This window comes from Acinetobacter sp. WCHAc010052, from assembly GCF_002165295.2.
Lineage (GTDB): Bacteria > Pseudomonadota > Gammaproteobacteria > Pseudomonadales > Moraxellaceae > Acinetobacter > Acinetobacter chinensis.
Genome location: NZ_CP032143.1, coordinates 560,725 through 585,299, shown reverse-complemented (window position 1 = coordinate 585,299; position 24,575 = coordinate 560,725). Strand labels below are relative to the sequence as shown.

The 24,575-nt window shown below is 44.2% G+C and carries 30 protein-coding genes; 17 read left to right on the top strand and 13 right to left on the bottom strand.

The genetic code is table 11. The features are described 5' to 3' along the window. Positions 1–67: 67 nt before the first annotated feature. From CDG61_RS03250 to orn, 4 genes are all read right to left on the bottom strand, one after another. The gene (locus CDG61_RS03250; RefSeq protein ID WP_087551362.1) at positions 68–1,876 is read right to left on the bottom strand and encodes a tetratricopeptide repeat protein; all 1,809 of its coding nucleotides are present in this window, start codon (positions 1,874–1,876) and stop codon (positions 68–70) included. Between the two features lie 127 nt (positions 1,877–2,003). Then, entirely contained in the window at positions 2,004–2,807 is an 804-nt protein-coding gene (locus CDG61_RS03245) for an enoyl-ACP reductase FabI (RefSeq protein WP_087551363.1), read from the bottom strand. 154 nt (positions 2,808–2,961) lie between these two features. Then, entirely contained in the window at positions 2,962–3,696 is a 735-nt protein-coding gene (locus CDG61_RS03240) for a Bax inhibitor-1/YccA family membrane protein (protein WP_087551364.1), read from the bottom strand. 228 nt (positions 3,697–3,924) lie between these two features. Next, on the bottom strand, positions 3,925–4,482 hold the full coding sequence (orn, locus tag CDG61_RS03235) for an oligoribonuclease (RefSeq protein WP_087513088.1): 558 nt from the start codon (positions 4,480–4,482) through the stop codon (positions 3,925–3,927). A gap of 122 nt (positions 4,483–4,604) precedes the next feature. Between orn and rsgA the strand changes: the two genes are divergently transcribed. From rsgA to secB, 4 genes are all read left to right on the top strand, one after another. After that, entirely contained in the window at positions 4,605–5,663 is a 1,059-nt protein-coding gene (gene rsgA / locus CDG61_RS03230; RefSeq protein ID WP_087513089.1) for a small ribosomal subunit biogenesis GTPase RsgA, read from the top strand. A gap of 93 nt (positions 5,664–5,756) precedes the next feature. Next, positions 5,757–6,164 (top strand): rhodanese-like domain-containing protein, encoded by a 408-nt coding sequence (locus CDG61_RS03225; protein WP_087513090.1) that lies wholly within the window; start codon positions 5,757–5,759, stop codon positions 6,162–6,164. Positions 6,165–6,185: 21 nt separating this feature from the next. After that, positions 6,186–6,440: a glutaredoxin 3 gene (gene grxC / locus CDG61_RS03220; RefSeq protein WP_087513091.1), complete on the top strand. Its 255-nt coding sequence runs from the start codon at positions 6,186–6,188 to the stop codon at positions 6,438–6,440. 39 nt (positions 6,441–6,479) lie between these two features. After that, entirely contained in the window at positions 6,480–6,938 is a 459-nt protein-coding gene (gene secB / locus CDG61_RS03215) for a protein-export chaperone SecB (RefSeq protein WP_087551365.1), read from the top strand. 46 nt (positions 6,939–6,984) lie between these two features. Here the strand turns inward: secB and CDG61_RS03210 are convergent, their stop codons facing one another. The 4 genes from CDG61_RS03210 to coaBC form a co-directional block, all read right to left on the bottom strand. After that, a complete protein-coding gene (locus tag CDG61_RS03210; RefSeq protein ID WP_087551366.1) occupies positions 6,985–7,605 on the bottom strand; it encodes an alpha-ketoglutarate-dependent dioxygenase AlkB family protein in 621 nt (206 codons plus the stop codon). After that, a complete protein-coding gene (locus CDG61_RS03205) occupies positions 7,583–8,434 on the bottom strand; it encodes a methylated-DNA--[protein]-cysteine S-methyltransferase (protein WP_087551379.1) in 852 nt (283 codons plus the stop codon). The genes CDG61_RS03210 and CDG61_RS03205 overlap by 23 nt, the downstream gene beginning before the upstream one ends. Before the next feature lie 171 nt (positions 8,435–8,605). Beyond that, positions 8,606–8,983 carry a cytochrome b562 gene (locus CDG61_RS03200; protein WP_087551367.1) on the bottom strand — a complete coding sequence of 126 codons (378 nt, stop codon included), beginning with the start codon at positions 8,981–8,983 and terminating at the stop codon, positions 8,606–8,608. A gap of 186 nt (positions 8,984–9,169) precedes the next feature. Next, positions 9,170–10,435: a bifunctional phosphopantothenoylcysteine decarboxylase/phosphopantothenate--cysteine ligase CoaBC gene (coaBC, locus tag CDG61_RS03195; protein WP_087551368.1), complete on the bottom strand. Its 1,266-nt coding sequence runs from the start codon at positions 10,433–10,435 to the stop codon at positions 9,170–9,172. Positions 10,436–10,549: 114 nt separating this feature from the next. Between coaBC and radC the strand changes: the two genes are divergently transcribed. Both radC and CDG61_RS03185 read left to right on the top strand, forming a co-directional pair. Continuing rightward, positions 10,550–11,242: a RadC family protein gene (radC, locus tag CDG61_RS03190; RefSeq protein WP_087551369.1), complete on the top strand. Its 693-nt coding sequence runs from the start codon at positions 10,550–10,552 to the stop codon at positions 11,240–11,242. A gap of 74 nt (positions 11,243–11,316) precedes the next feature. Beyond that, positions 11,317–12,228, top strand: a complete 912-nt coding sequence (locus CDG61_RS03185) for a bestrophin family protein (RefSeq protein WP_087513098.1) — start codon at positions 11,317–11,319, stop codon at positions 12,226–12,228. 54 nt (positions 12,229–12,282) lie between these two features. Here CDG61_RS03185 and CDG61_RS03180 read toward each other — a convergent pair whose 3' ends face one another. Continuing rightward, positions 12,283–13,134 carry a PHP domain-containing protein gene (locus CDG61_RS03180; protein ID WP_087551370.1) on the bottom strand — a complete coding sequence of 284 codons (852 nt, stop codon included), beginning with the start codon at positions 13,132–13,134 and terminating at the stop codon, positions 12,283–12,285. Between the two features lie 45 nt (positions 13,135–13,179). On the opposite strand from CDG61_RS03180, the gene CDG61_RS03175 reads away from it, so the two are divergent. The 4 genes from CDG61_RS03175 to mnmC are packed head-to-tail and all read left to right on the top strand — an operon-like array spanning position 13,180 to position 16,589. Continuing rightward, complete coding sequence (locus tag CDG61_RS03175) at positions 13,180–13,794, top strand: septation protein IspZ (protein WP_087513100.1); 615 nt, start codon at positions 13,180–13,182, stop codon at positions 13,792–13,794. Between the two features lie 30 nt (positions 13,795–13,824). Continuing rightward, complete coding sequence (locus CDG61_RS03170) at positions 13,825–14,127, top strand: YciI family protein (protein ID WP_087551371.1); 303 nt, start codon at positions 13,825–13,827, stop codon at positions 14,125–14,127. Positions 14,128–14,131: 4 nt separating this feature from the next. Then, entirely contained in the window at positions 14,132–14,638 is a 507-nt protein-coding gene (locus tag CDG61_RS03165; RefSeq protein WP_087513102.1) for a hypothetical protein, read from the top strand. Between the two features lie 37 nt (positions 14,639–14,675). Continuing rightward, a complete protein-coding gene (mnmC, locus tag CDG61_RS03160; protein WP_087551372.1) occupies positions 14,676–16,589 on the top strand; it encodes an FAD-dependent 5-carboxymethylaminomethyl-2-thiouridine(34) oxidoreductase MnmC in 1,914 nt (637 codons plus the stop codon). 59 nt (positions 16,590–16,648) lie between these two features. Here the strand turns inward: mnmC and CDG61_RS03155 are convergent, their stop codons facing one another. Further along, positions 16,649–16,963 (bottom strand): rhodanese-like domain-containing protein, encoded by a 315-nt coding sequence (locus tag CDG61_RS03155; RefSeq protein ID WP_087513104.1) that lies wholly within the window; start codon positions 16,961–16,963, stop codon positions 16,649–16,651. A gap of 91 nt (positions 16,964–17,054) precedes the next feature. Here CDG61_RS03155 and CDG61_RS03150 point away from each other — a divergent pair, with 91 nt between their 5' ends. From CDG61_RS03150 to CDG61_RS03140, 3 genes are all read left to right on the top strand, one after another. Then, positions 17,055–17,543 carry a YajQ family cyclic di-GMP-binding protein gene (locus CDG61_RS03150; protein ID WP_087513105.1) on the top strand — a complete coding sequence of 163 codons (489 nt, stop codon included), beginning with the start codon at positions 17,055–17,057 and terminating at the stop codon, positions 17,541–17,543. 27 nt (positions 17,544–17,570) lie between these two features. Then, entirely contained in the window at positions 17,571–18,071 is a 501-nt protein-coding gene (locus tag CDG61_RS03145) for a DUF4442 domain-containing protein (protein WP_087551373.1), read from the top strand. Positions 18,072–18,177: 106 nt separating this feature from the next. Further along, complete coding sequence (locus CDG61_RS03140) at positions 18,178–18,684, top strand: ester cyclase (RefSeq protein ID WP_087551374.1); 507 nt, start codon at positions 18,178–18,180, stop codon at positions 18,682–18,684. Between the two features lie 314 nt (positions 18,685–18,998). Here the strand turns inward: CDG61_RS03140 and CDG61_RS03135 are convergent, their stop codons facing one another. From CDG61_RS03135 to CDG61_RS03125, 3 genes are read right to left on the bottom strand one after another with little or no spacing between them, the layout of a single operon-like run. Then, a complete protein-coding gene (locus CDG61_RS03135; RefSeq protein ID WP_087513107.1) occupies positions 18,999–19,421 on the bottom strand; it encodes an acyl-CoA thioesterase in 423 nt (140 codons plus the stop codon). A gap of 20 nt (positions 19,422–19,441) precedes the next feature. Further along, positions 19,442–19,873: a thioredoxin TrxC gene (gene trxC, locus CDG61_RS03130; protein WP_087513108.1), complete on the bottom strand. Its 432-nt coding sequence runs from the start codon at positions 19,871–19,873 to the stop codon at positions 19,442–19,444. Continuing rightward, the gene (locus CDG61_RS03125; RefSeq protein WP_087513109.1) at positions 19,870–20,769 is read right to left on the bottom strand and encodes an alpha/beta hydrolase; all 900 of its coding nucleotides are present in this window, start codon (positions 20,767–20,769) and stop codon (positions 19,870–19,872) included. Before CDG61_RS03125 ends, trxC begins: the two co-directional genes overlap by 4 nt. Positions 20,770–20,890: 121 nt before the next feature. Between CDG61_RS03125 and CDG61_RS03120 the strand changes: the two genes are divergently transcribed. From CDG61_RS03120 to CDG61_RS03105, 4 genes are all read left to right on the top strand, one after another. Continuing rightward, a complete protein-coding gene (locus tag CDG61_RS03120) occupies positions 20,891–21,226 on the top strand; it encodes a TIGR01244 family sulfur transferase (protein WP_087513110.1) in 336 nt (111 codons plus the stop codon). Beyond that, a complete protein-coding gene (locus CDG61_RS03115) occupies positions 21,219–21,647 on the top strand; it encodes a beta-lactamase hydrolase domain-containing protein (RefSeq protein WP_087513111.1) in 429 nt (142 codons plus the stop codon). The genes CDG61_RS03120 and CDG61_RS03115 overlap by 8 nt, the downstream gene beginning before the upstream one ends. A 198-nt stretch (positions 21,648–21,845) precedes the next feature. Continuing rightward, positions 21,846–23,060 carry a hypothetical protein gene (locus tag CDG61_RS03110; RefSeq protein WP_087513112.1) on the top strand — a complete coding sequence of 405 codons (1,215 nt, stop codon included), beginning with the start codon at positions 21,846–21,848 and terminating at the stop codon, positions 23,058–23,060. 86 nt (positions 23,061–23,146) lie between these two features. After that, positions 23,147–24,523 (top strand): dihydrolipoyl dehydrogenase, encoded by a 1,377-nt coding sequence (locus CDG61_RS03105; protein WP_087551375.1) that lies wholly within the window; start codon positions 23,147–23,149, stop codon positions 24,521–24,523. Positions 24,524–24,575 lie beyond the last annotated feature (52 nt).

The following is a 24,575-nucleotide window of genomic DNA, read 5'->3' as shown; positions in this document are numbered from 1 at the left end:
ACACTCATACATCCATCATAAAAAAAGAGCCTCCGATGAGGCTCTTTTTTACAGGGTCTGAATATGATCAGAAATATTCATCCAGCCGCTGATACAGCTGTTCTGCTTTTTCATAGCCCAGTGAGCGGGCTTTATCCAGCCAGTTTCTCGCTTCCGCAAGATTCCTCACTACACCTTCTCCCTGTAAATATAAGCGTCCCAGCTGATAACAGGCTTCAGGCTCATTCATCGCTGCTGCCTTTTCATACATACTGACAGCATAGCTGAGGTCTTTTTCCACCCCCCATCCTTTTTCATACATTTCTGCAAGATGATTGATTGCCAGACTGTCCTGATGTTCTTCAGCCCGTTTCAGCCAGTGCAAAGCCTGCGCATAATCCTGCTCAGTGCCCTGTCCAGACAGATACAGAATACCCAGCTGGGCATAACATTCCTGGTCGCCACGCTCAGCACCCTTTTCATACCATTTGAATGCCTGAGTATCATCCTGCTCAAGCCCACCCAATCCTTTCAGATAATTGCCTGCCAGTTTACAGGCTGCTTTTTCTGAACCTGAAATATAGGCATATTCAAGATACTGACGGGTACGTATGCCGTTCATGACTGGAATCAGTTCACTGCTGTAATACAGCCCCAGTGCATAATAGATATCCGCCTGAGTCTCGACTTTATAGCCCATATAACTCTCAGCGGCATCACTGATCAGCTCTTTTGCCTGATTGTGATCCTGTGCAACTCCTTCCCCAAGTAAATAGCAGATTCCGAGTCCCATTTTACTGGTCATCTGAGCTTCTATAGCATGTGCATGCTGATAAATGCCAAATGCTTTCTGGGTGTTTTTATCAACGACATCCCCCTCAAAATACAGCGCTGCAATACTGCATAATGCAATCAGATCATCGGCATGTGCCGCCTCAGACCATAACTGAAAAGCACGCTGCTTATCACAGGGAACAGCCCATCCATTAAAACTGGCAGTTCCAAGCAGGCTCAGTGCCATGCTGTCTTTCTTTTCTGCCATTTTTTCAAGCTGGCTGACCACCACAGGCTGCTGTTCGATATCAAACAATCTACGCAGGACAGCCAGGTAATAAGGATAGGCAAACTGGGTACTTCCAAGTTCCACACTGTTTCTGGCATATTTTAAAGCTGTTGCAGAATTTACAGGAACCCCAATCCCACAACTGTAATGCTCAGCAAGCATCAGCGTTGCATCCAGATGGCGGTTTTCAGCAGCCTGATGCAGATAACCATGCCCTGCAATAAAATCCTGCTCAGGACCTTCTGCACAGAAATGCTGTCCAAGAATATACTGCGATGCCGCATTGCCCTGCTCGGCATTATTTTTCAGAATTTTCATGGCGCGGGCTTCGTCTTTTTCCACTCCATCGCCCTGCATAAATTTGATTGCCATCTGAAACTGAGCATCTGTATTGCCTTTCGCAATGGCATGCTGATACCAATAGGCTGCTTTTTCTTTATCTTCGCGCCCATAGTCAGCACAGTCATAGATTTCACCCAACCGAAAAGCGGCAACATCACTGCCCATACGGTATGCTTTTTCCAGCTGAGCCACCGCGGTCTGTACATCAGGTGATTTCACCTGCCCCTTGAGCTGCATGGCAGCCATATTGATGAATGCATCAGGAAGTTCATACTTCTGCCCCAGATCGGTATAAATCTGATATGCACGCTCATGATCAGCTTCAGTCCCACTGTTCACAAGTTCCTCTGCATAACCGAGCTGTGCCTCCAGCTGTTCAAACCAGAGTTCGCTCTGAACATTGTTCTGATCCCGTGTAACAGGGTCAGGACGTTTCCACATCCAGAAGGCCAGACCACCTATCGCTAAAATCAGTACCAGTAAAAACCACATCAGCTTTCCCCAGAAATTATTGTTTCTTTTATTTTTAAAAACAGCTTCAGTCTATTTTAAATTTTTCCATAAAAAAAGCACCTGAAATCAGGCGCTTTTTTCAATAATGTCAGACTTGAACAGAAACTTATTCATCATCCATCATTGAAGGGCTCATACCAACCGTATTAAAGCCAGCATCAACATACAGGATTTCACCAGTAATACCGTTTGCCCACGGCGAGCAAAGGAACAGTGCGGCATTACCCACATCTTCAATGGTGACATTACGTTTCAGTGGTGCAATTTTTTCATTGGCATCCAGCATTTTACGGAATGATTTAATGCCTGATGCAGCCAGTGTACGGATCGGACCTGCTGAAATCGCATTGACACGGATACCTTCTGCACCCAGACTGGATGCCAGATAACGGACACCTGCTTCAAGCGATGCTTTTGCCATGCCCATTACGTTATAGTTTGGCATCACATATTCAGAACCCTGATAGGTCAGTGTCAGCAGACAACCCTGACGGGCAGCCAGTAAAGGCTTGGCAGCACGTGCCATTGCAATAAAGCTGTATGCACTGATGTCATGTGCAACTTTGAAACCGTCACGGTCAGTCACGTCAGTGAAGTCACCATCCAGTGTATGCGCAGGTGCAAAACCAATTGAATGCACCACGCCATCCAGACCATCCCAGTGTTTTGCCAGTTCTGCAAATGCACTGTCAATGTCGGCATCTACCGCAACGTCACAAGGAAAGACAAGCTCAGAACCAAATTGCGCTGCAAATTCATCCACACGCTTTTTCAGTTTTTCATTCGGATAAGTAAAAGCCAGTTCAGCACCTTCACGATGTAATGCCTGTGCAATACCAAAAGCAATGGATAATTTACTTGCAATACCCGCAATCAGAAAACGCTTACCTGCCAGTAGTCCTTGTGCCATGTGAATCTCACTTAAAGTAATTTGACGACAATAATGCCCTGTCTCAGGTATTTAAGAAATTGCATAATGCGACTTTTTTTAAATCCTGCAGAGATAAACAAAAAATCGCCCTTTCAAAGAGCGATCAGTCATTCAACTTAAAATTTAAGGGAGATCAGTCGTCACCCTGTAACATGCTCAGCAGACGCATGAATGAATAATACATCCACACCAGCGTCGCCAGCATTGCAATACCGCACAGCCATTCATAAGCCTTAGGTGCGTACTGAGATGCCCCTGTTTCAATCAGATCAAAATCCAGAATCAGGTTCAAAGATGCAATCACCGCTACAAATGCTGCAAAGCCAATACCCAGCAGGTTGGTTTCAAACAGATAAGGAATACTCGAACCAAATGCCAGGCGCATGATCATCTGCACCACGAATACCAGCGCAATCGCAATACTGGCAGACATGACCACTGCTTTGAATTTCTCTGTGGCACGGATAATCTGAAAACGGTACAGACCAAACATCACCAGTGTAGTCACAAAGGTCGCAAGTAATGCCTGAAGCGGTACACCAGGAAAACGCAGCTGGAAAATGACCGAAACACCGCCCAGAAATGCACCTTCAAAAAAAGCATAAGGGATTGCCAGTACAGGCGCTGTATTCGGTTTGAATGTCGTGATCAGTGCCAGAATGAAACCACCGATACCACCGACCAGTGCAGCCGCATAAGCCATAGAAACATTCTGTGTCATAAAGCTGTAGAGAAACACGCCCAGACCCAGCACAGCAGCAATGACGGTCAACAGCACAGATTTCTGAATTGCACCACGGACGGTCATCGGCTGACTGAAGTCAGTTGTGGCTTCCACACGGGTTAAAATCGGGTTATTACTTTGCATAACGCTCTCATTTTTATAATTTAAAAACAGGGAAAGGGAAACACTTACTCAATACAATGTCAGACTAAGGTTTAATTTCAAAGATACTCTGTACTATAACTGAAAAAAAATTCATCACAAATTTTCCGTGAACTATAACGCATTTTTAGCTTACAGGTATTGCCTTAAATTATTAGCTTTCATGTATTTAAAAAATAAAAAGAGGCTTCCGCCTCTTTTTTATCTGCATCAGTCTTTATTCATAATAAAGAAATATTCACGGTAGTATTTCAGTTCCGCAATCGAGTCACGGATGTCATCCATTGCCAGATGCGAAGCATTCTTTTTCAGACCACCCATGATTTCTGGACGCCAGCGTTTTGCCAGTTCTTTCACCGAAGAAACATCCAGATTACGGTAATGGAAGAACTGTTCCAGTTCTGGCATCAGGCGGTGCATAAAACGACGATCCTGACAGATGGAGTTACCACACATCGGTGATGATTTTGGGCTGACCCATTTTTTCAGAAACTCAAGCGTCTGCTGTTCTGCATCCTGAGCAGTCAGTTTACTGCGACGTACACGTTCAATCAGTCCTGACTGACCATGCTGACGGGTATTCCATTCATCCATTGCATTCAGAATCAGATCGGACTGATGCACCGCAAGAACAGGACCTTCCGCAAGAATATTCAGATTATCATCCGTAACAATCGTTGCAATTTCAATGATCCGGTCGTTGTCAGTATCAAGACCTGTCATTTCAAGGTCAATCCAGATCAGGCGGGTATCAGGTGTGCTGCTCATAAATGTGCAATCTTATTAGGCTGTAAAACATCAATAGTAGCAAATTAATTGCTTTCTGGCTGTAACTGATACCCTGCTTCATGCTATTTTTGCCTACCTGAGTTCACGGTTTTAGGAAATGAATGGCTTTAATCCGCAAGCGTCGACTGACTGAACAGCAGCAGCGCCGCATTCATAAGCAACACAAGACACGTCAGGAAGAAGCAGATACTTCCAGTGACCTTGAAGGTCTGATTGTCCAGCATTATGGACGACAGCTTGAAGTACAGGCACTTTCTGTACCTGAGGTGCATCCTGAAAAACCGACCGTTGCTGAAGGCGAACCTGAGCCTGCCTGGAAAGCCATCGAACTGGGCAGCGTGTGGCGATGTCACACCCGTACCAACCTTGAACTGTTGGTCACAGGTGACCGTGTAAAATGGCAGGCTGATCCAAACACAGGGCTTGGAATCATTACTGCGATTCAACCCCGTACATCCCTGCTGACCCGACCTGACCGTTATCATAAAGTCAAACCTGTGGCTGCCAACATCAGTCTGATTGTGATTGTATTTGCAGCACTGCCTGAACCTGCACCGGGTTTGATTGACCGTTATCTGGTTGCCTGCGCAGAAGCGGATATTGCTGCCCTGCTGGTACTGAATAAAACTGACCTGCTTCAGGAAAATGATCCGGTACTGGATCTGATCCAGGAGTATCAGAACCTTGGTTATGAAGTCATGCAGACTCATTCCATGGGAGATCTGACAGAGCTTCAGCAGCGTCTGGACGGTGAAACGGTTGCTTTTGTTGGGCAGTCTGGCGTCGGAAAAAGCTCTCTGATCAATGCCATCGTGCCGGATGCAGCACAGAAAACCAATATTATTTCTGAGAACTCCGCACTGGGTCAGCACACGACTACATCCACCCGTTTGATCCGTTTTGGCGAAAACGGCGCACTGATTGATTCACCGGGAATCCGTGAATTTGGTCTGTGGCATCTGGATGCTGAAAAAGTTCAGCGCGGCTTTCCTGAAATTGAAAACCGGCTCGGCTACTGTCAGTTCCGCAACTGCACCCATAAGCATGAAAAGCAATGTGCTTTACGTCAGGCTGTGCAGGATGGCGAAATTTTAGCCCGTCGGCTGGACAGTTTTTTACGCTTAACCGATGAAATTGTTGAAGCTCAGCAAAAAAATTAGGTTTTATTCATTCCCAGCCCTTGAAGCGGTGATTTTGATCGCCATATTTATGAGCTATACTCTTGGCAATTTTAAATTGTAGTTAGGTGACTTGTGGAACGCTGGTTCGAATTTATGGGGAATCACCCCTTCCTGTTTGGAACACTCGCGGTTCTGATTGTTCTGTTTTTCGTTCTTGAAGGACAGCGTAACGGTCGTAAAATTTCAGCACAATCACTGGGTATTTTAGTCAAAGCAAAAAATGCCATGCTGATTGATCTGCGTGATGCCAAGGATTTTCGTGAAGGTCACATCAGTGGCAGCCGCAATATTCCGTACAGCCAGCTGACCAAACATCTTGAAGAGTTAAAAGCAACAGACCGTCCGCTGGTCTTTATCTGTAATCTGGGTCAGATTGCCGGTACTGCATTACAGCAGGTGGGTCATGCAGATGCTTACCGTCTTGACGGTGGTGTCAACAACTGGAAAGCTCAGGGCTTACCACTGGTTAAAAGCAAATAATTTCGCTTAAGGAGATTTAAAATGGCTGAAGTCACTATTTATTCAACTTCTGTATGTCCATATTGCGTCCGCGCAAAACAGCTTCTTGAGCGTAAAGGTGTGGTATATAAAGAAATCAATTTATCCAATGAAGAACCTGAAGTCCGTATGGAGTTAATGCAGCGCACTAAACACCGTACAGTTCCTCAGATTTTCATTAACGAACAGTTCATCGGTGGGTTTGACCAGCTGTATGCACTGGAACGTGAAGGTAAACTTGACGAATTACTGGCATAAACATCAGATGATTATGTCTTCATAATTAAGGATTAAAGAATGAGTGAAGAACAACAGGTTCAGCCACAACTGGCATTAGAACGTATTTATACAAAAGATATTTCATTTGAGGTTCCTGGGGCACAGGTATTCACGAAGGAATGGCAACCAGAGTTAAATATCAATCTTTCATCTTCGGCTGAAAAAATTGATCCGACTCACTTTGAAGTGGCTTTAAAAGTTGTGGTACAGGCAAACAATGCTGGTGAGACTGCTTTTATTGTTGACGTGACTCAGTCTGGTATTTTCCTGGTGGATGGTGTTGAAGAAGAACGTCTTCCGTACATCTTAGGTGCATACTGCCCGAACATTCTTTTCCCGTTCCTGCGTGAAGCTGTGAATGACATGGTTACCAAAGGCAGCTTCCCTCAGTTGCTTCTGACTCCAATCAACTTTGATGCAGAGTTTGAAGCGAACCTTGAGCGTGCTCAGGGCGCTGCTGCTGAAGGTCAGGCTTAAGTTTCAGTCTGAACTCAGAAAAAAAGACCGCTTTATGCGGTCTTTTTTATTGCCCGTTTTCAGTCATTATTCTGAACGTCAGGTTAATGCGTGCGGTTTCGATTTTCTTTGCAGGTGGAAGCCTGTGCAACCAGTGAGTCTGCGTATTTTCTTTCATCACCAGTAAACTGCCATGCTCAAGTGTCACATCCACTTTTTCTTTGCTCTGTTTATGCTTAAAGCAGAATTTCCGCACGGCGCCAAAGCTGACTGACGCAATTGCTCCCCCTTTTTTCAGTTCAGTCTCACCATCACTGTGCCATGCCATTCCTTCATTGCCCGAATGGTACAGATTCAGCAGGCAGGAATTGAAACGCTCCCCTGTCAGCTGCTCCACCACCGTTTTAATTTCAAGCAGTTCAGCTGTCCACGGCAGCGCATGTTTCGTTGTTCTGGAGTACGTATAGGAAAATGGTCGCTCTGCGTACCACGCAACTTTTCTCTGGGTATAAATGGTTTTACCAAAAATAATGGCTTTGTCCTGTTTCCAGTCAATATTACTCAGCAACTTTTCAAAAAAGAGACTGGCTGCCTGCTCATCAAAAACTTTGCCGTAGTACTCGGCACACCCCTCATAAGGCAACAAACTGCCTAGTGGCTGAGAATCATTGTCCTTCTGAGTGAACATGTGCTCCCTCCCAGCCAATCATTGCCGTTTTACGGACACTTCCCCAGTGATAATCACCGAGTATTCCTGTTGCCTGAATCACCCTGTGACAAGGGATTAAAAAAGCCACGGGATTTGAGCCAACAGCTGTTCCAACAGCACGGGATGCTTTTGGCTTTCCTGTTCGGGCAGCAATTTCACCATAACTGCTCAGTTGACCCATTGGAATTTTCAACAGGCATTCCCAGACTTTCAGCTGAAAATCTGTCCCTTTCAGATGCAGTTTAATCTGTGAAAACTCAGTCTGTTCTGACTGAAACATCGCAAGTGCATGCTGCTGAAAACTGTCCTGCTGCTCTACAAAAGTTGCTTCAGGAAATTTTGCCCGCAAGCCGTCCAGTGCCTTCATATCATTACTCATCAACAGATCAGTGAATGACATATGACAGATACCTTTACCCGTGGACGCAATCAGTACCCTACCAAAGGGCGTATCAGCAAACTGATAATGAATGTTCAGACTTTTCCCACCACTTTTATATTCAGCAGGTGTCATACCTTCAATCTGAATAAACAGGTCATGCAGGCGGCTGGGACTGGACAGACCTGTGGCATAAGCACTCTCGAGCACAGAGTTTTGCTGTAACTGCTGTTTTGCATAATTCAGGCTGATGTACTGTAAAAATTTCTTGGGACTGGTTCCTGCCCATTCAGTAAATAACCGCTGAAAATGCGCAGGACTCAGATGCAGATGGGCAGCAACCTCATCCAGACTGGGCTGAGTTTTAAAATTATGCTGAATGAATTCTATTGCACTGGCAATCCGTTCAAACTGTCTTTGCTGCTGCATATTCATCTCCAGTGTCCTGACAGGTATGGATTCATGAAAATCCTAAGCACACTGTATCAGTCTGTTCCAGTCTGCAAAATCCAGATCATGCGCAGTTTTCTCTGCCATCACATCAGACATTAATAAAAAAACCGCATGATGAACACGCGGCTTAGATTTCAGACTCCAGCTTCAGTGATGGTGATACACTGAGTGTCCCGCATCACGTATGGTCTTCAGTTTCTGACCTTCTACTTTTGCCTGTGCCAGCTGACCGGCTTTCAGCAATGCACTGGTCTTATCAATCTGTCCAATCAGCTGATCATACAGAGCGTCTGAAGTTGGTGCTTTACGGTCTGCTGTTTTTAATTTGACCTTTTTTGCATCCAGAGCAGCCGTTTTCATACTGTCCAGTGCTTTCTGTGCATCTTTGGTATTTTCAGCTTTATTAAATGCCTTATAGTTTTTAGCCAGTGTCTCCATATTATGCTCAAGTGTTTCTGCAAAACTCAGACTGCTGACCAGCAAGGCAGATGAAAACAGGAGTGTGGCTAAAGTTTTTTTAATCATGAGCAATTCCTTTGATTGTTCTGTAAAACTGTGGCTGCGTTATTGTGAAAAGCATGATGCAGGTGATCCTGTGTATCCCTGAACTGTATTTTATGATGACATTCCAGTCAAAGATCAACTTAGTGGATGACACATAAAAAATGCAACGGATTCGTTGCATTTTTTGTTTTCTGAATGAAAAAAAATTTAAACGGGATCTATTTCATTGTGCAAGGCATCATGAACAGCCTCCACCAACTGCTGAGCAATTTCCTGCTTGGATGCTTTTTCCAGATCACGTTTTTCCATCTGATACTGTTCTGCAAAAAATACTGTCATGGCATTTTCATCAGAAGCAAAGCCGATGTCCTTACGTGAAACATCATTGCAGGCAATCATATCGAGCTTCTTGGCCACCAGTTTCCCCGCTGCATATTCTTCTACATTACGGGTTTCTGCGGCAAAGCCCACCATAAATGGACGTTTGCTCTGCTGAGCAATGGTTGCCACAATATCCGGATTTTTCACCAGTGCGACATTCAGTTCATCACCTGCTTTTTTAATTTTATGCTCTGCAACTTCAGCAACCCGATAGTCTGCCACGGCGGCAGTTGCAATAAAGATGTCGCAGCCTTCTTCCAGCTGATGCAGACTTTCATCAAGCATTTTCATTGCCGATGAAACGTTGATACGGCGGACACCGTTTGGTGTATCCAGACTGACAGGACCTGCCAGCAAAGTCACTTTTGCCCCAGCAGCATAACAGGCAGCGGCAATTGCAAAGCCCATTTTTCCGGTACTGTGATTGGAAATATAACGCACAGGGTCAATCGCTTCACGGGTAGGACCTGCCGTAATCGTGACTTTTTTCCCTGCCAGCAGACCAAACTTTTCTGCCAGGGCACGCTGTGCCTTGTGGAAATAATCTTTGACCTGTTCTGCAATTTCCTCAGGTTCCGGCATACGTCCCAGTCCAACATCACCACATGCCTGAGCTCCTGCCGCAGGCATGATGACATGTACGCCATCTTCCACCAGGGTATTTAAATTACGCTGTGTAGCTTTGGCTGCCCACATCTGCTGATTCATGGCAGGTGCAACCCAGACAAGTGCTTTGGTTGCCAAATATAAAGTACTCAGCAGATCATCTGCCAGACCGGCAGCAAATTTAGCAAGGCTGTCACAGCTGGCAGGTGCCACCAGAATCAGGTCTGCCCAGCGTGCAAGCTCAATATGTCCCATGCCCGCTTCTGCTTCAGTGTCGAGTAATTCGGTATGTACAGGATTGCCTGAAAGAGCCTGAAAAGTCAGTGGAGTAATAAAAGCCTGTGCGCCTTTGGTCATGACCACACGGACATTAAAGCCGTAATCCTTTAAACGGCGGACTAAAATGGCACTTTTATAGGCGGCAATACCACCTGTAACCGCAAGAATAATATTTTTATTTGCAAATACACTGAGATCGAAACTCACGATCAGGCTACCTTTCTGTTGCAGTGGCGCTCACAATATCATTAAATATACCCATTCCCAAGTCACATACTCGGGTAATTCATACCTATTTCATAATAAAAAAGTCTAAAAACAATGAATTTTTCAATAAAACACTGGCCTGAACAGGAACGTCCACGTGAACGTCTGATTCAGCAAGGGGCAGACAGTCTGTCTGATGCAGAACTGTTGGCAATTTTTCTTCGTTCAGGCTCAAGACAGCATTCAGCGGTTGAACTTGCCCGTATGCTGCTTCAGCATTTTGGCAGTCTGAGCCTTGTACTGAATGCCTCACAGGAAGATCTGTGCAGATTTCATGGCATGGGGCTGTCCAAATATTCTCAGTTGATTGCCGTCCGTGAACTTGGACGACGCTATACAGCCCAGCATTTATTTCAGCAAAAAATTGAAATTACCAGTTCCACTGTACTCAAAGACTTTCTACGTTTTGAACTGCTCGGGGAAACACAGGAGGTATTTGCTGTACTGTGCCTTGATGCTGAACTGCGTAAAATCAGTTTTAAAAAGCTCTTTTACGGCTCACTGAATTCCTGTGAAATTTCCATCAATCAGTTACTCAGACACACCATTCAGCAGCATGCCAGCTCCATTGTCATTGCTCATAATCATCCCTTTGGTAAAGCACAGCCTTCACAGGCAGATATGACGCTGACCCTGCAAATTCAGCAGGCACTGAACCTGGCTGAAATTCAGTTACTCGATCACTGTATTATCACTCAGGACGGTTTCTTTTCATTTGCAGAAAACGACTGCATGAAACTGGTATGATTCGGGTTGCGAACCCTTGACAAAAGCAAGGCAAGCCATGAAGATCAACACAAAACCGATAGACATAAAAAATCATGATAGTGCGTGACCAACCCAGTGTTTTCAGGCTGCTTTTCTCATGGCGTGGAACGATCCTGCCTAAGGTATTGCCACCATTAGGGGTTGTTATGCTGCTCTCCACCATCATTGGTGGTTTATCTTATATTGACTACTTTCATTTTACAGAAATGCCCCTGGTCGGCTTCACCCTGATCGGTGTTGTACTGTCCATTTTCCTCGGTTTTAAAAATACTGCCTGTTATGACCGCTGGTGGGAAGCCCGCAAACTGTGGGGCATGCTCATTGCCAATGCACGCCATTTCGACCGTGACTGCCGTATGCTGAGTCAGGGGCGACGTGAGCGGGTCATTCAGCATGTGATTGCGTTTGCCAACGTCCTGCGTGACCGATTAAGACACCAGACTGCCAATCCCACTGCCCTGGTGGAAACTAGCGGTATGAGTCAGCAGGCTGTCACTCAGCTGTACCAGCATGCAAATGCACCGCAATATACGCTCAGCCTGATTCAGTGGGAGCTGATGCAGGCGATGAAAGAAGGTGAAATTTCCGATATTATTTACACACAGATGAATGATCATGTGACGGAACTGAGCCTGGTACAGACCGGTTGTGACCGCATAGCAACCACGCCTTTACCTTTTGCCTACTCTGTCCTGCTGAACCGTACTGTTTATTTCTTCTGCTTTATGCTGCCATTCAGTCTGGGGTCCACACTTGGGCTTGCAACACCTCTGCTGGTGGGTATCCTGGCTTATACTTTTCTTGGGCTGGATGCTTTAAGCTCTGAAATTGAAGAACCTTTTGGAACTCAGAGCAATGATTTACCGCTTGATTCCATGGTCAGAACCATTGAAATTGAACTGCTGGGAACTTTAGGTAAACCGACACCGCCACCCATTCAGGCGCAGGATCATAATCTGCTGTAATTCATTTTCACAGATCTTCACGGCGATGAAGGTCTGGATTGAAACCTGAATCAATTATTTAAAAGATTCCCAGATACCGACCTGCCCTTCTTTTACCCGTGGAATATTTCCAAGTTTAATCCAGGGCATGTGATCGCCATGATAGTCACTGCCAACCGATACTTTCAGACTGAACTGCGCAATCATCCGGTCAACCATCTGTCGGGTCGAAGCTGGTTCAATATTCGGTGGAAGTTCAACAGCATCGCCACCATATCCTGCAAATATTTCAATCAGATAACGGATATTGGTTGCAGATAAATCATATTTGGTCGGATGTGCCAGCACAGCAAATCCACCACTTTCATGAATCACCTGAACAGTTTCTTCCAGTCCCAGTCCATCAAATCTGACGTAGGCTTTTTTGCCTTCCTTGATATATTTGTCAAAAGCCTGCTGTACTCTACTGACTATGCCTTTTTCCACCAGTGTTTTTGCAATATGCGTCCGCGTGACACGATCTGGAACATGGTCTACTTTGCTCAGCACATCTTCATAAATATCCTGCCCGATCAGCGGAACCAACAGATCACAGATCTGACGTGCACGGCTTGCCCTGATCTGTTTCTGCTGCTCAAGTACACGCTGTAAAGGTTCAGGATTCTGCATGTTTAATGCAACAATATGTACGCCATAACTTTTTTTCGTGGAGGGTCTGGACCACTGACTGGAAATTTCCACACCTGAAACAATGGTCATGCCTACAGTCTGAGCCGCGGCTCCCGCTGCATCCAGCCCATCCATTGTGTCATGATCCGTCAGTGCAAGCGTATGCACACCACGCTCATGGGCAGCCTGCACCAGCTGTGCCGGTGACAAAGTTCCATCAGAAATATTGCTGTGTGTATGTAAATCCAGTCCTTCCATCACTTATACTATGTCGTTTAGCCGAGCAGATTCAGATACTCTAACATGAAAGCACTTTTAGACTTTGTGCCAATTCTTATTTTCTATTACTTATTAAAAACAGTAGATCCTAAAGACAGCCATCATCCATTACTTGAGTTAATCGGCTACACAGGCGGCATCAATAATAATGAAATTCTGGTGGCAACTCTTGGACTGATTCTGTCCATGATGGTGATCTACGGCGGTCTGTTCATTTATCAGAAATTCAGACTGGAAAAACAGCAGCTGATCATTCTTGTAATCACGATTGTGCTGGGCGGTGTCACGCTGGCTCTGCGGGATGCGACCTACATTAAATTAAAAGCAGTTCTGCTGAATCTGGCATTCTCAGGGGTATTTCTGCTTTCTCCATATTTTGGGACAGATAAAAAGCCACTCATTCAGCGTCTGTTTGATCCTGTATTTAATTTCACCCCTAAAGGCTGGATGAATCTGAATTTTGCATGGGCTGCGATGTTTATTGTGATGTCACTGTTGCATGCTTTTTTTGCATTCTTTTTCATGGGCGGCAAATACTGGGGCGAATTTACCGCATTCGGCGACATGATTGTGATGATTTCCTTTATCATTATCCAGTTTATTGTATTGCGTAAACACTTTAAATCATCTGAAGAGTAAAATTCAGTATTTGAATTTCCGGAAAAAATTATGCCATTATTCGTATTAACCTGTACTGATATTGAAGGTACAGTGGAAAAACGCCTGGAAACACGTCCACAGCATATTGAACGTCTACAGCAGCTGGACAATGAAGGTCGTCTGATTGTTGCAGGTGCCATGCCTAAAGAACCTGGGAATCCTCAGGCAGGTTTCTATGGCAGTACCATGATTGTTGACTTTGAAAGCCGTGAAGCACTGGATTCATGGTTACAGGAAGAACCCTTTCTGAAAGAAGGTGTTTATGGTCATATTGACGTAAAACCGTTCAACAAAGCCTTCCCTAAAGGATAAAAAAATGCGTGTCGTTGTTACTGGTCTACTGGGTCTGTCACTCGTATGTTCCACTGCATGGGCTGTAGAAACAGCACCAGCGCCTGCTGCAGCTCCGGCAACGACCGCAACTGCAGCTGTTCAGAATGCTGCCAGTAAACCAGGCATTCTGTCAGCGGCTGCTTCGTCAACTGCAGCATCTGCATCTGCTCAGGGACAGACACCTGAAAGCAAAGCACTGACGGCTGAACAGATTGCAAAAAATAAAGTACTCCAGGAAGCAAGCGTCAAAGCACTGGTCAAAGACCAGGCCACCCGCCTGCAACAGCTGGAAAAAGCCAATCTGGATGCCCTGGCGCAGAATCAGGAACTTCAGCTGAAAAATGACAACCTGGGTGTTCAGGTTCAGGTTTTACAGAGTGAACGCAGTGCACAGATGTTCCTGTATGGTGCTGCAACGATTGCTGTCGGTGTATTTCTTGGATTCCTGATCGCAAGTTATGTCTATACCAAACGACGCCGTCAGTGGTAATAATCTCTGATTCTCTCTCTTAAATAAGGTTACTGTCTTGTCTGAAGCCATTCAAACTGCCAGCCTGGACTGGCAGTGTGTTGATGGAATTGAAATTCCTGTTTCCCGCCAGTTTGGTGATGTTTATTTTTCCAAAGACAATGGTCTGCTTGAAACCCGACATGTCTTTCTCAATGGAAATGATCTGACTGAGCGTCTGTCTGCATTACAGAGCCATCAGTATTTCTGTGTCGGTGAAACTGGCTTTGGTACAGGGCTGAATATTCTGGCTTTATGGCAGTTGTGGCAGGAATGCAAACCTGACAATCACAGTCATCTTCATGCTGTATCTGTTGAAAAATTTCCTCTGTCAAAATCCGATCTGATCCGTGCGCTGAATGCATGGCCGGAACTGAAACCTTTAGCAGAACTCCTAATTGAGCAGTACCCGCTTCCTGTGGCTGGCTGTCATCGCCTGAATTTTCCTGAGCACCGCTTTTCACTGGATCTCTGGCTGGGCGATGCACATGATGTATTTCCACAGATGCCAAAGACCTCCACTGTCAATGCCTGGTTCCTTGATGGTTTTGCACCGTCATGCAATCCGGACATGTGGGAAGAAAATGTCCTGAATCATATTGTCCGCCTGTCTGACACAGGTACGACTTTTTCATCTTTCAGTGTGGCGGGTGTGTTAAAACGAGGCTTACGCAGTCACGGCATTAAAGTGACCCGTCCCCGTGGTTTTGGTCATAAGCGGGAGATGCTTAAAGCCGTCTGGCTGGAAGCCGAAACAGAAGCTGATATGACGACTCCAGCAGAGCATTCTGGTAATACCGCTCAAAAAAAAACGGCGGCTGACGGGCACTCGCTATCCAGACCTCGTCAAATTGCCATTATAGGCGCAGGAATAGCCGGTTTAAGCTGTGCATGGTCACTCGCACAGCGTGGACATCAGGTGAGCCTCTACGACAGAACTGCGCCTCTTACAGGCGCATCTGGTAATCCACTGGCTCTGCTGAATCCCAAACTGGGAAGTATTGCCATGAGTGACTATCATCTCATGACCGTCACTTGGCAGTATGCACTGAGACATTACCGTCAGTTCAGTGCATTCCGCCCACTTGCAGTCCATCAGATTGCGCTGAAAAAAGCAGAAGAAAGCCTCGCACTCGCAGATGATTATCCTGAGAACCTGCTCCAGAAACAGCCCTGTGATCTGAAAACAGAATATCCATCGCTTCTGCTGACTCAGGCAGGTGCGGTATCCCCGCATTTACTCTGTGAAGAAATACTGCAACATCCACTGATTGATTTTCACCAGGCAGATATTCAGTCCGTCGAATTTATAGATGAAAAAGTACAGTTGAAAATGGCTGAGTCTGCTGAAACAGTGGTTTTTGATCATGCTGTCATCTGCGCAGCCAAACAGAGTTCAGCTTTTTTTGAGCTTTATCCTGTACTCAGACCCATACGGGGGCAGGTCAGCTGGTTGGACAATACAGGTTCTGCACTGAATAAAGCACAGGCTTACAGTTACGGTGGGTACTGTATGCAGTTAAATGATCAGCAACTGATCCTGGGTGCATCATTTTTACCAGGTCGTGAAGATACTGATGTACTGGAAGATGATCATGTGCATAACCTTGAACTTATCCACAATGTCTTTCCTGAATATGCAGAATCACTAGCACCTGTATCCGAATGGCAAGGTCGTGCAAGTATCCGTGCGCAGACACCTGACTTTTTCCCTGTCTTAGGCAGACTGGATGAAAACTCAGAAATTTATACTTATGCAGGTCTGGGTTCAAAAGGTTTTTTATATTCACCTTTATGCGGTGAAATTATGGCAGCACTGATATTAAAAGAAGCCTGCCCTGTTCCTGATAAGCTGTTGAAGCAGTTAAATCCTTTACGCTTCCGCAGCAGCCGTAAAGCCCCTAAAAAGCACCATGCCACTGGCGAAAACTGATTTTCTTCATGTTGTCACTGAAATGCTGTCCATAAAAAAGCGCCTTTCGGCGCTTTTTTTCAGTGATCTGATTCCAGTGATAAGCCTGCATCACGTGCTGCACGTGTGCCTCCCATCAGAACAATATAATCACGTGAACTGTCAAAACCCTCAAGTTTTTCAGCTGCACGTGGAGCTTTACTACCGCCGCCACATAAAATGTAAATAGGCTGATCCGAATTCACTTGAGTTAAGCTATCCGCAGTTAAACCATCAATCGGCTGGTTCACAGCTCCTTTTAAATGGCTTTCAGCAAACGCTTTATTGTCACGGACATCCCAGATGACTGCATTTTCTGGGAACTCAAATGTTGTAATTTCGATTTTACGGATCATTGCGCACTCCTTTGATGTAAACAACACTTGGCAAATGAAGAAAACATCCCTAGCATCTCAGATATTCTTTCCCTTTGTAAAGGTCTAAACCATGCCTTCTTTTGATATTGTCTCCGAATTGGAAGTTTTTGAAGTAAATCATGCAGTTCAAAACACCCAAAAAGAAATTGCAACCCGTTTTGATTTCCGTGGACAGGATGTTTCCATTGAACTGAATGAAAAATCCAAGGAAATTAAAATCAGTACTGAAAGTGATTTCCAGTGTGAGCAGGTTTACTCCATGCTTGAAAGTCACTTCTTTAAACGTAAAGTGGATATCCAGGCTCTTGATCCACAGAAAATGACAGCATCTGGTAAAAATGTTGTTCAGGTCATTAAACTCAAAGATGGTCTTGACTCAGATACCGCGAAAAAAATTAATAAAGCCATTAAAGAAAGTGGCATCAAAGTGCAATCTTCCATTCAGGGTGACAAAATTCGTGTTACAGATAAAAAACGCGATACTTTGCAGCAGGTAATGGCATTTCTGAAAGAACAGCAGTTTGGTGTGCCTTTACAGTTCAATAATTTTAAAGACTAAGTTCCTGATGAACACATAGGTAACCACATGACTCAGACCAATCGTTTAGCAAAACTGGTAAAAGCAACATCCAGATTTCCCAAAGGTGTACGCAGTACATTATGGAGTAAAGCCTTTGGTCGGGTCGTGCCTATGGTCGGTACAGCCGGTATTAAATATATTGAAGTCAGCCGCAACACCGTGATTGTTGAGCTGAAAAACCATCGTGGAATGCAGAACCATATCAATCAGCTGCATGCCGTCGCCATGGCTTTACTTGCAGAAACAGCAACAGGTTTTGTAACAGGCATGAATGTCCCTGACACATCCATTGTACTGATTAAAAGCATGAAAATTGATTACAAGCGCCCATCCAAAGGTGATATGCGTGCTGTAGCAACACTGACTGATGCACAGATTCAGGAAATGCAAAGCACAGATAAAGGCGAAACACTGGTTTCTGTTGTATTGACAGATGAATCAGGTCAGGAACCTGTACAGGCTGAAATGCTCTGGGCATGGGTATCTAAAAGCCGCCTGAAAAAGTAAACAGCCCTCAATATAACGATTCCATACACAAGACTGACCTTTCCTTACAGATCAGATGCTTTACTCCATTGCAGAATAGAGCCATCTTCCTTCAGGTCAGTTTATAATGAACAAAAAAGTTTTACTGGCTGCATTTTTTGCAGCCCCACTTCTGCTGAGTGCATGTCATCAGCTACCCACCCGCACGGCTGAAACACAGAGCCATTCCACTGATCAGACTCAGTCTGCGATACAGAAAGCAGAACAGAATAAAAAAGCTGTCATCGATTTTTATGAAGGTGTTTTTATCAAACATCAGGTCAAAGAATATGCAGACCGCTATATTGGAAGTCAGTATATTCAGCATAATCCGCATGTTCCCGATGGTAAAAAACCTTTTGTGGACTATTTTGTCGGACATTTCAAGGAAAACCCTGAAGCAAAAAGCATCATCAAACGTGCCATTGCTGAAGGAGATCTGGTTGTACTGCATGTACATTCCACACAGTATACTCAGGATGCAGGCGTTGCCATTGTCGATATTTTCAGAGTTGAAAATGGAAAAATTATAGAACACTGGGATGTACAGCAGGCAGTTCCAGCACAGCCTGCCAACAGTAATACCATGTTTTAATCATCAAACCTCTTACGAAAGCTGGTTTCGGTAAAATCTGAATCAATATTGAATGTTCCCTCTCCTTTCAGGATGAGAAACATCGTTTCGCAAGAGGGGGAGGTTTTCTATTTAAAATCCCTCATCCTCTTGCGGAGTTACCTCCTCATCCATGAGCCATATATGGTGCAAGAGAAGGAACTCCCAATATTCTTTTGGATATGTTTTTAATCTAAAAGTTGAACATTTTTTGACTTGGTAAGAAGCCTATATTTTATTTTAAATTCACAATAAAAAATCCCAGTCAAGGCTGGGATTTTTCAGATCAACTGATCTTATGCATTCTGTGATTCAGCATATTTCAGTTTTACTTCTTCAGGAATCTGACGTTTGTTACCTGCAACATCCACTGCAACAAAGGTGAATACACCCGCAGTCACACGCTTAGCTTCCCGTGAACTGTCATGACTGTCCCAGACCTCAATCTGCATCTGAATTGAAGTATTTCCCACTTTCAGAATTTTTGTGTAGCAGCTGATCACATCGCCAACTTTAACTGGAACCAGGAAAGTCATCTGATTGATTGAAATTGTTGCACAGCGTCCTTTACTGAAGCGTTCTGCGTGAATCGCTCCTGCAAGGTCCATCTGTGACACAATCCATCCACCAAATACATCACCACTCCAGTTGGTATCCGCAGGCATTGCAATCGTTTGAAGGGATAAGGTTCCTTCAGGTTTTACATGAGCTTCTGACACATTCACTCCAGTCTTTCACATTATTTTGAGACATTCAGCTGCTGATCCAGCCATTGCTGTAGCTGTGGGGATCTAAGCGCACCGCTTATTCTAGCAACTTCCGTGGTTTTATTCATTAAGACCAGGGTAGGAATACTTCTGACATTGAATGCGCTGCTCAGGCGTGGATTGGCTTCTGTATCAATTTTGGCAAAAATCACATGTGGATTATGCTTTGCCACTTCAGCAAAATGGGGTGCCATCATTTTGCATGGACCACACCATTCTGCCCATAAATCAATCAGCACAGGTAAATCACTGTTACTGATAAAATTACTGAAATTCTGTTCATTCAGTTCAATCGGTGCCAGCGGAATCAGGGGCTGATGACACTGACCGCAGGCAGGACCTGATTCAATTTTATCTTCCGGTACTCTGTTTTTTGCACCGCAGGCAGGACAGACAATAATCATTCACCCACTCCAATATGTTCATGTAAGAAATCTAATTGGGTCGAAATTGCTTTTTCCAACCATTGTCCATGATAAATTTCAAAATGCTTCATATCCCATTCATGATACTGCACAAAGGGTGCAATATTGGTTGCCGTTTCACGACTGGACTCAATGGAAATCAGGCTGTCCTGACGAGCGGCAATAAACAGCACAGGAATACTGATTTTACGGACATCCTGAATCGGTCGGTAACGGATTAAATGAAAGAAAACCCGGGCAGGAATTTCCCCGCTCCAGTAAAAATCAGGATGGACAATGGACATATACCCCTGATAACTGTCCTGAGTCGGTATAAAACACAGCTCATTCCGGGCAACAACCGGGAGTTTTCTGGGGGACATACCGACTTTGGCGCCCATATAATCCTGACTTGAAACTTTTAAAGCTCTAGGCAACTGCTGAATCGGATACAGCTTTGCACTTTCAGCACCATCCACAAATGGAATCTGCGCGATCACCGCCTGAACATTCTTTAATTCAGAAGCCAGATCCAGTACATACCCACCACTTAAGGATGTTCCCCACAGCACAATGCGCCTGTTATCAATGGACTTTCTTTCAGCCACATGAGCAATCATGGTCCGCCAGTCTTCGAGCTGTGCTTTTAAGGACACCAGTTCACGTGGTCGTCCGGTACTCCCCCCCCAGTAACGGTAATCAAACAGCACCACTGCATAACCTGCCTGGGCAAAACGCTTTGCATACTGAACCAGTCTGAACTGACGCAATGCAGCAAGACCATGCGCCATAATAATGACAGCAGGCTTTTTTACAGCAACTGGACGATAAAAATCGGCTGCGATCACTTCCTGTTCAGACTTCACATACAATGGTTCAACTGTATAAGAATGCATACGCGCTCCATTGCGTTATTTTATGTTTATAATCGCGATAAAATTTCAATACATTCAGCTCTGAATTCAGCTTAATGCTATCATAAGCATAATTCTATTCTTTCCATAATGGAGTGACAAAATGAGCGAAAATGTTGGCTTTGCAGGTCAAATTGGTCCTGAACATGTAGAACAGGTTGTCGAAAAAGGCTTTAAATCCATTATCAATAACCGTCCAGATATGGAAGGTGGTTCAGAGCAGCCAACCAGTGCACAGATTGAAGAAGCATCCCGTACTGCAGGACTCGATTATGTCTATCAACCGGTTGTTGCAGGACAGATCACTGAAGTTGATGTCCGTACATTTGCCAATCATTTCAATGAGCTGCCAAAGCCAGTACTGATGTTCTGTCGTACAGGCAACCGTTCAAACAATCTCTACCAGCTGGCAAAACAGATGGATCTGCTGGATGATTAAGCCGTTTTTACAGGCCTGCTGTTTCAGTCTTTTTATTTGCAGTTCCATGACGCCAGTTCTGGCGGAATCCGCAGCACTCAGCACAGCACTGACTCAGAATGTCAGTGTTTCAGGAAAAATGACTGAAGATAAATTCAGAGTCTTGCTGAGCCAGGGTTTCAGATCCGTGATTGTAAACCGTCCTGATCAGGAACCCGGTAATACCGTAACCGTTTATGCGCTGCGCAATATTGCAGAAAAGAAACAGGTCAGTGTAATTTACCAGCCTGTCCAGAGCGGTAAAATTTCTCCGACAGACGTCACAGAGTTTGCACGTTATTATCATGAATTACCTAAACCTATTCTGATGATATGTAACAGCGGTTCCAGATCAAGTCAGCTGTTTCATCAGGCTAAAACCGCAGGATTAATCAATGAATAAACTGATTATTGTGATACTGTGCGCAATCACCATTTCTGGTTGCAGCTCAATGAACATACGCCCTACCGCTGGGGTCAGCATCGGAACATCGGTTAAATAACAAATAAATCCCAGGCGCTATATGCGCCTTTTTTTATGTATGGTATCTTTACGCAATATAACTAAATTCTGTACATAAAATTTTATTTGGGGTATTTCATGAAGTTCATTAAAGGGACGCTTGCTTTAGCTTTGACTGGATTACTTGCTGCCTGTGGCGGTGGTGGAAGCGATGGCTATTATAATAATGCTGGTAGTTCAGGGGGCAACAACAATGGTGGACCAACAACGCCAACCGATCCAGAAAACCCGACAAATCCAGATTCTGCACAAGCTATTCTTAACTCTCTGAAAAAAGAAGGTCAGTTCCTGTTTGGTAATTATGACCCAACAGATGCAACAACCGCGAAAGGCTACATTGACCACGCGATTGATACTTTTGCACAAGGCCCTTTAGAGTTAACACTCGCTATACGTAATGTTAATTTAGATGGCTATAAATTGACTCATTATAGAAAGAAATGCTTTGCTGAAAGTACAAATGATTATAGAGCCTGTTATGTATTTATTGGCGAAGAAATTAAAACATTAATTCCTGGTTATGGCGACTGGGACTTCGACATTACTGCTGACGATCTTAAAAACATCAAACTTCAGCATGACAATATCACACCAAATCTTGATGAATATCAATCAAATACAAGAATTTATATTTTTGAAAATGAAAATGGTGATAAAAACTTCCAGGATGTAACCATTACCGGTGCATTTGCCTATCCATTTCAACAATCATGGGGGCTGACTCAAACTAGACAAAAGCGTTTTGTTTTGATTAATGGAAGCACCAGTGATTATAAGATCACAACAACCATCCTTGTTAATGACCCTGTCACAGGTCTACCTGTTGAAAAAGAAATCACGACCGGGGCTGTAAGTATCTATAAAGATTTAACATCTACGGATGGCAGTTTATATAATATTCAAGCTGGTTCTGGATTCAATGTACTGATCAATGATAACGCCAATGTTCCGTTTGCTGAACCAATTTCATTCAATCTCGCATCCACGCCAGGCAGTAGTGACTCTGCATACTATCGTTTAAAGGCCGATGGTACTGAGGTACTCAGTTTACCGAATATTACTGCTATTGATGGTACCCGTGTTGAAAATGAAGATCCTTCTACAAATACTCAAAGCTTCACCGGCAGTATCTATATGGAAGGCAACAATATCTTCCAGTTCAGACAATCTGCGAATGGCAGTATTCTGAAATTTAAACACAAATTCAATGACATCACTTTTGAAGGTCAGTCCGTAAACAATAATGGAACCATTAAAACCACACTGACTCAGCCTAGCGGTGTGACTTATTAATTAAGTGTAAATAATTGCAAGAAAACCCTCAGTCATGAGGGTTTTTTTATATAGTGGGAAAGAGCCTAACTTTCCAGATTTCATTTATGTACGACATTATTATTATTGGTGCGGGAACGGCAGGTATCGCTGCCTATAAAGAAGCAATCAAACATACACAAAATATTCTGATCATCAATGATGGCCCCTGGGATACCACCTGTGCCCGTGTCGGCTGTATGCCCAGCAAGGTACTGATTTCTACTGCAAACCGCATGCATGATATCGAACATGCAGATGAAGTTGCCTTAAAGGTCACCTCTCAGATCAATACCCGTGACGTTATGCCTCATGTCCGAAAGTTAAGAGACCGTTTCACTGCAGCAACCCTCAAAGACGTCAACAGCTGGAAGCCAGAACATAAAATTTCAGGAAAATCTGTATTTGTCAGCCCAGATACCGTTTCTGTGAATGATCAACACTATCAGGCAAAGAGTTTTATCCTCGCTGTGGGATCAACACCGGCTCTCAATACGGATTGGAAAAATGAGCTGGAAGACCGCCTGATCAGTTCCGATCAGGTGTTTGAACTTGATCAGTTACCTGACTCAATGGCAGTCATTGGCAGCGGCGTTATTGCTCTTGAACTTGCTCAGGCTATGCAGCGATTGGGCGTAAAAACAACCATATTTGCCCGTAGCCGCAAGGTCGGTATTTTGACTAGTCCATTTTTGCAGGAACTGGCACAGACTGAATTATCCAAAGAAATGGATATTAAATTTGAAATTTTGCCTGAGTCCGTCTGTCTGAAAAATGATACTGTAGAAATCAGCTATACTGAAAATGGCATTCAGCAAAAAATTTATACCGACTACGTACTGTCAGCCACAGGTAGAATCAGCAATTTAAGCTCCTTACATCTGGATCATATCTCAGAATCATTCACAGACCTCAAACAACTTCCTGTAGATCCTTTCACGAAACAGCTTGGAGGTTTCCCTGTTTTTGTTATTGGTGATGCCCATACAGCAAAACCTCTCCAGCACGAAGCGGCTCATGATGGACGTCAGATTATCAGGAATTGTCTGAATTATCCTGATGTTCAGAAACTTCCGGTTCTGACAGGGCTTGGAATTGTTTTCAGTGAACCTGAAATGGCAATTGCCGGTAAAAGCCATAAACAACTTATTCAGGAAAATATCAGTTTTGTTACAGGCTTTGTATCTTACGAACGGCAAGGTCGGGCAATTGTCCTTGGGAAAAATAAAGGTGCCATTGAAATTTATGTTGAGCAAAAAACCAGAAAGCTACTCGGTGCAGAACTCTTTACCGAGTCTGCAGAGCATTTAGCCCATTTGCTCAGCTGGATGATTTCCGAAAATTTAAGCATTGACAGCATACTTGAAAAACCTTTTTATCATCCTACACTTGAGGAAGGTCTACGTACTGCGTTAAAACATGCAAGACGGCAACTGAATGCCTGATCAATACACAATTACATCTTCCTGACTTCAATCAGGAAGGTGCCTCAATAAT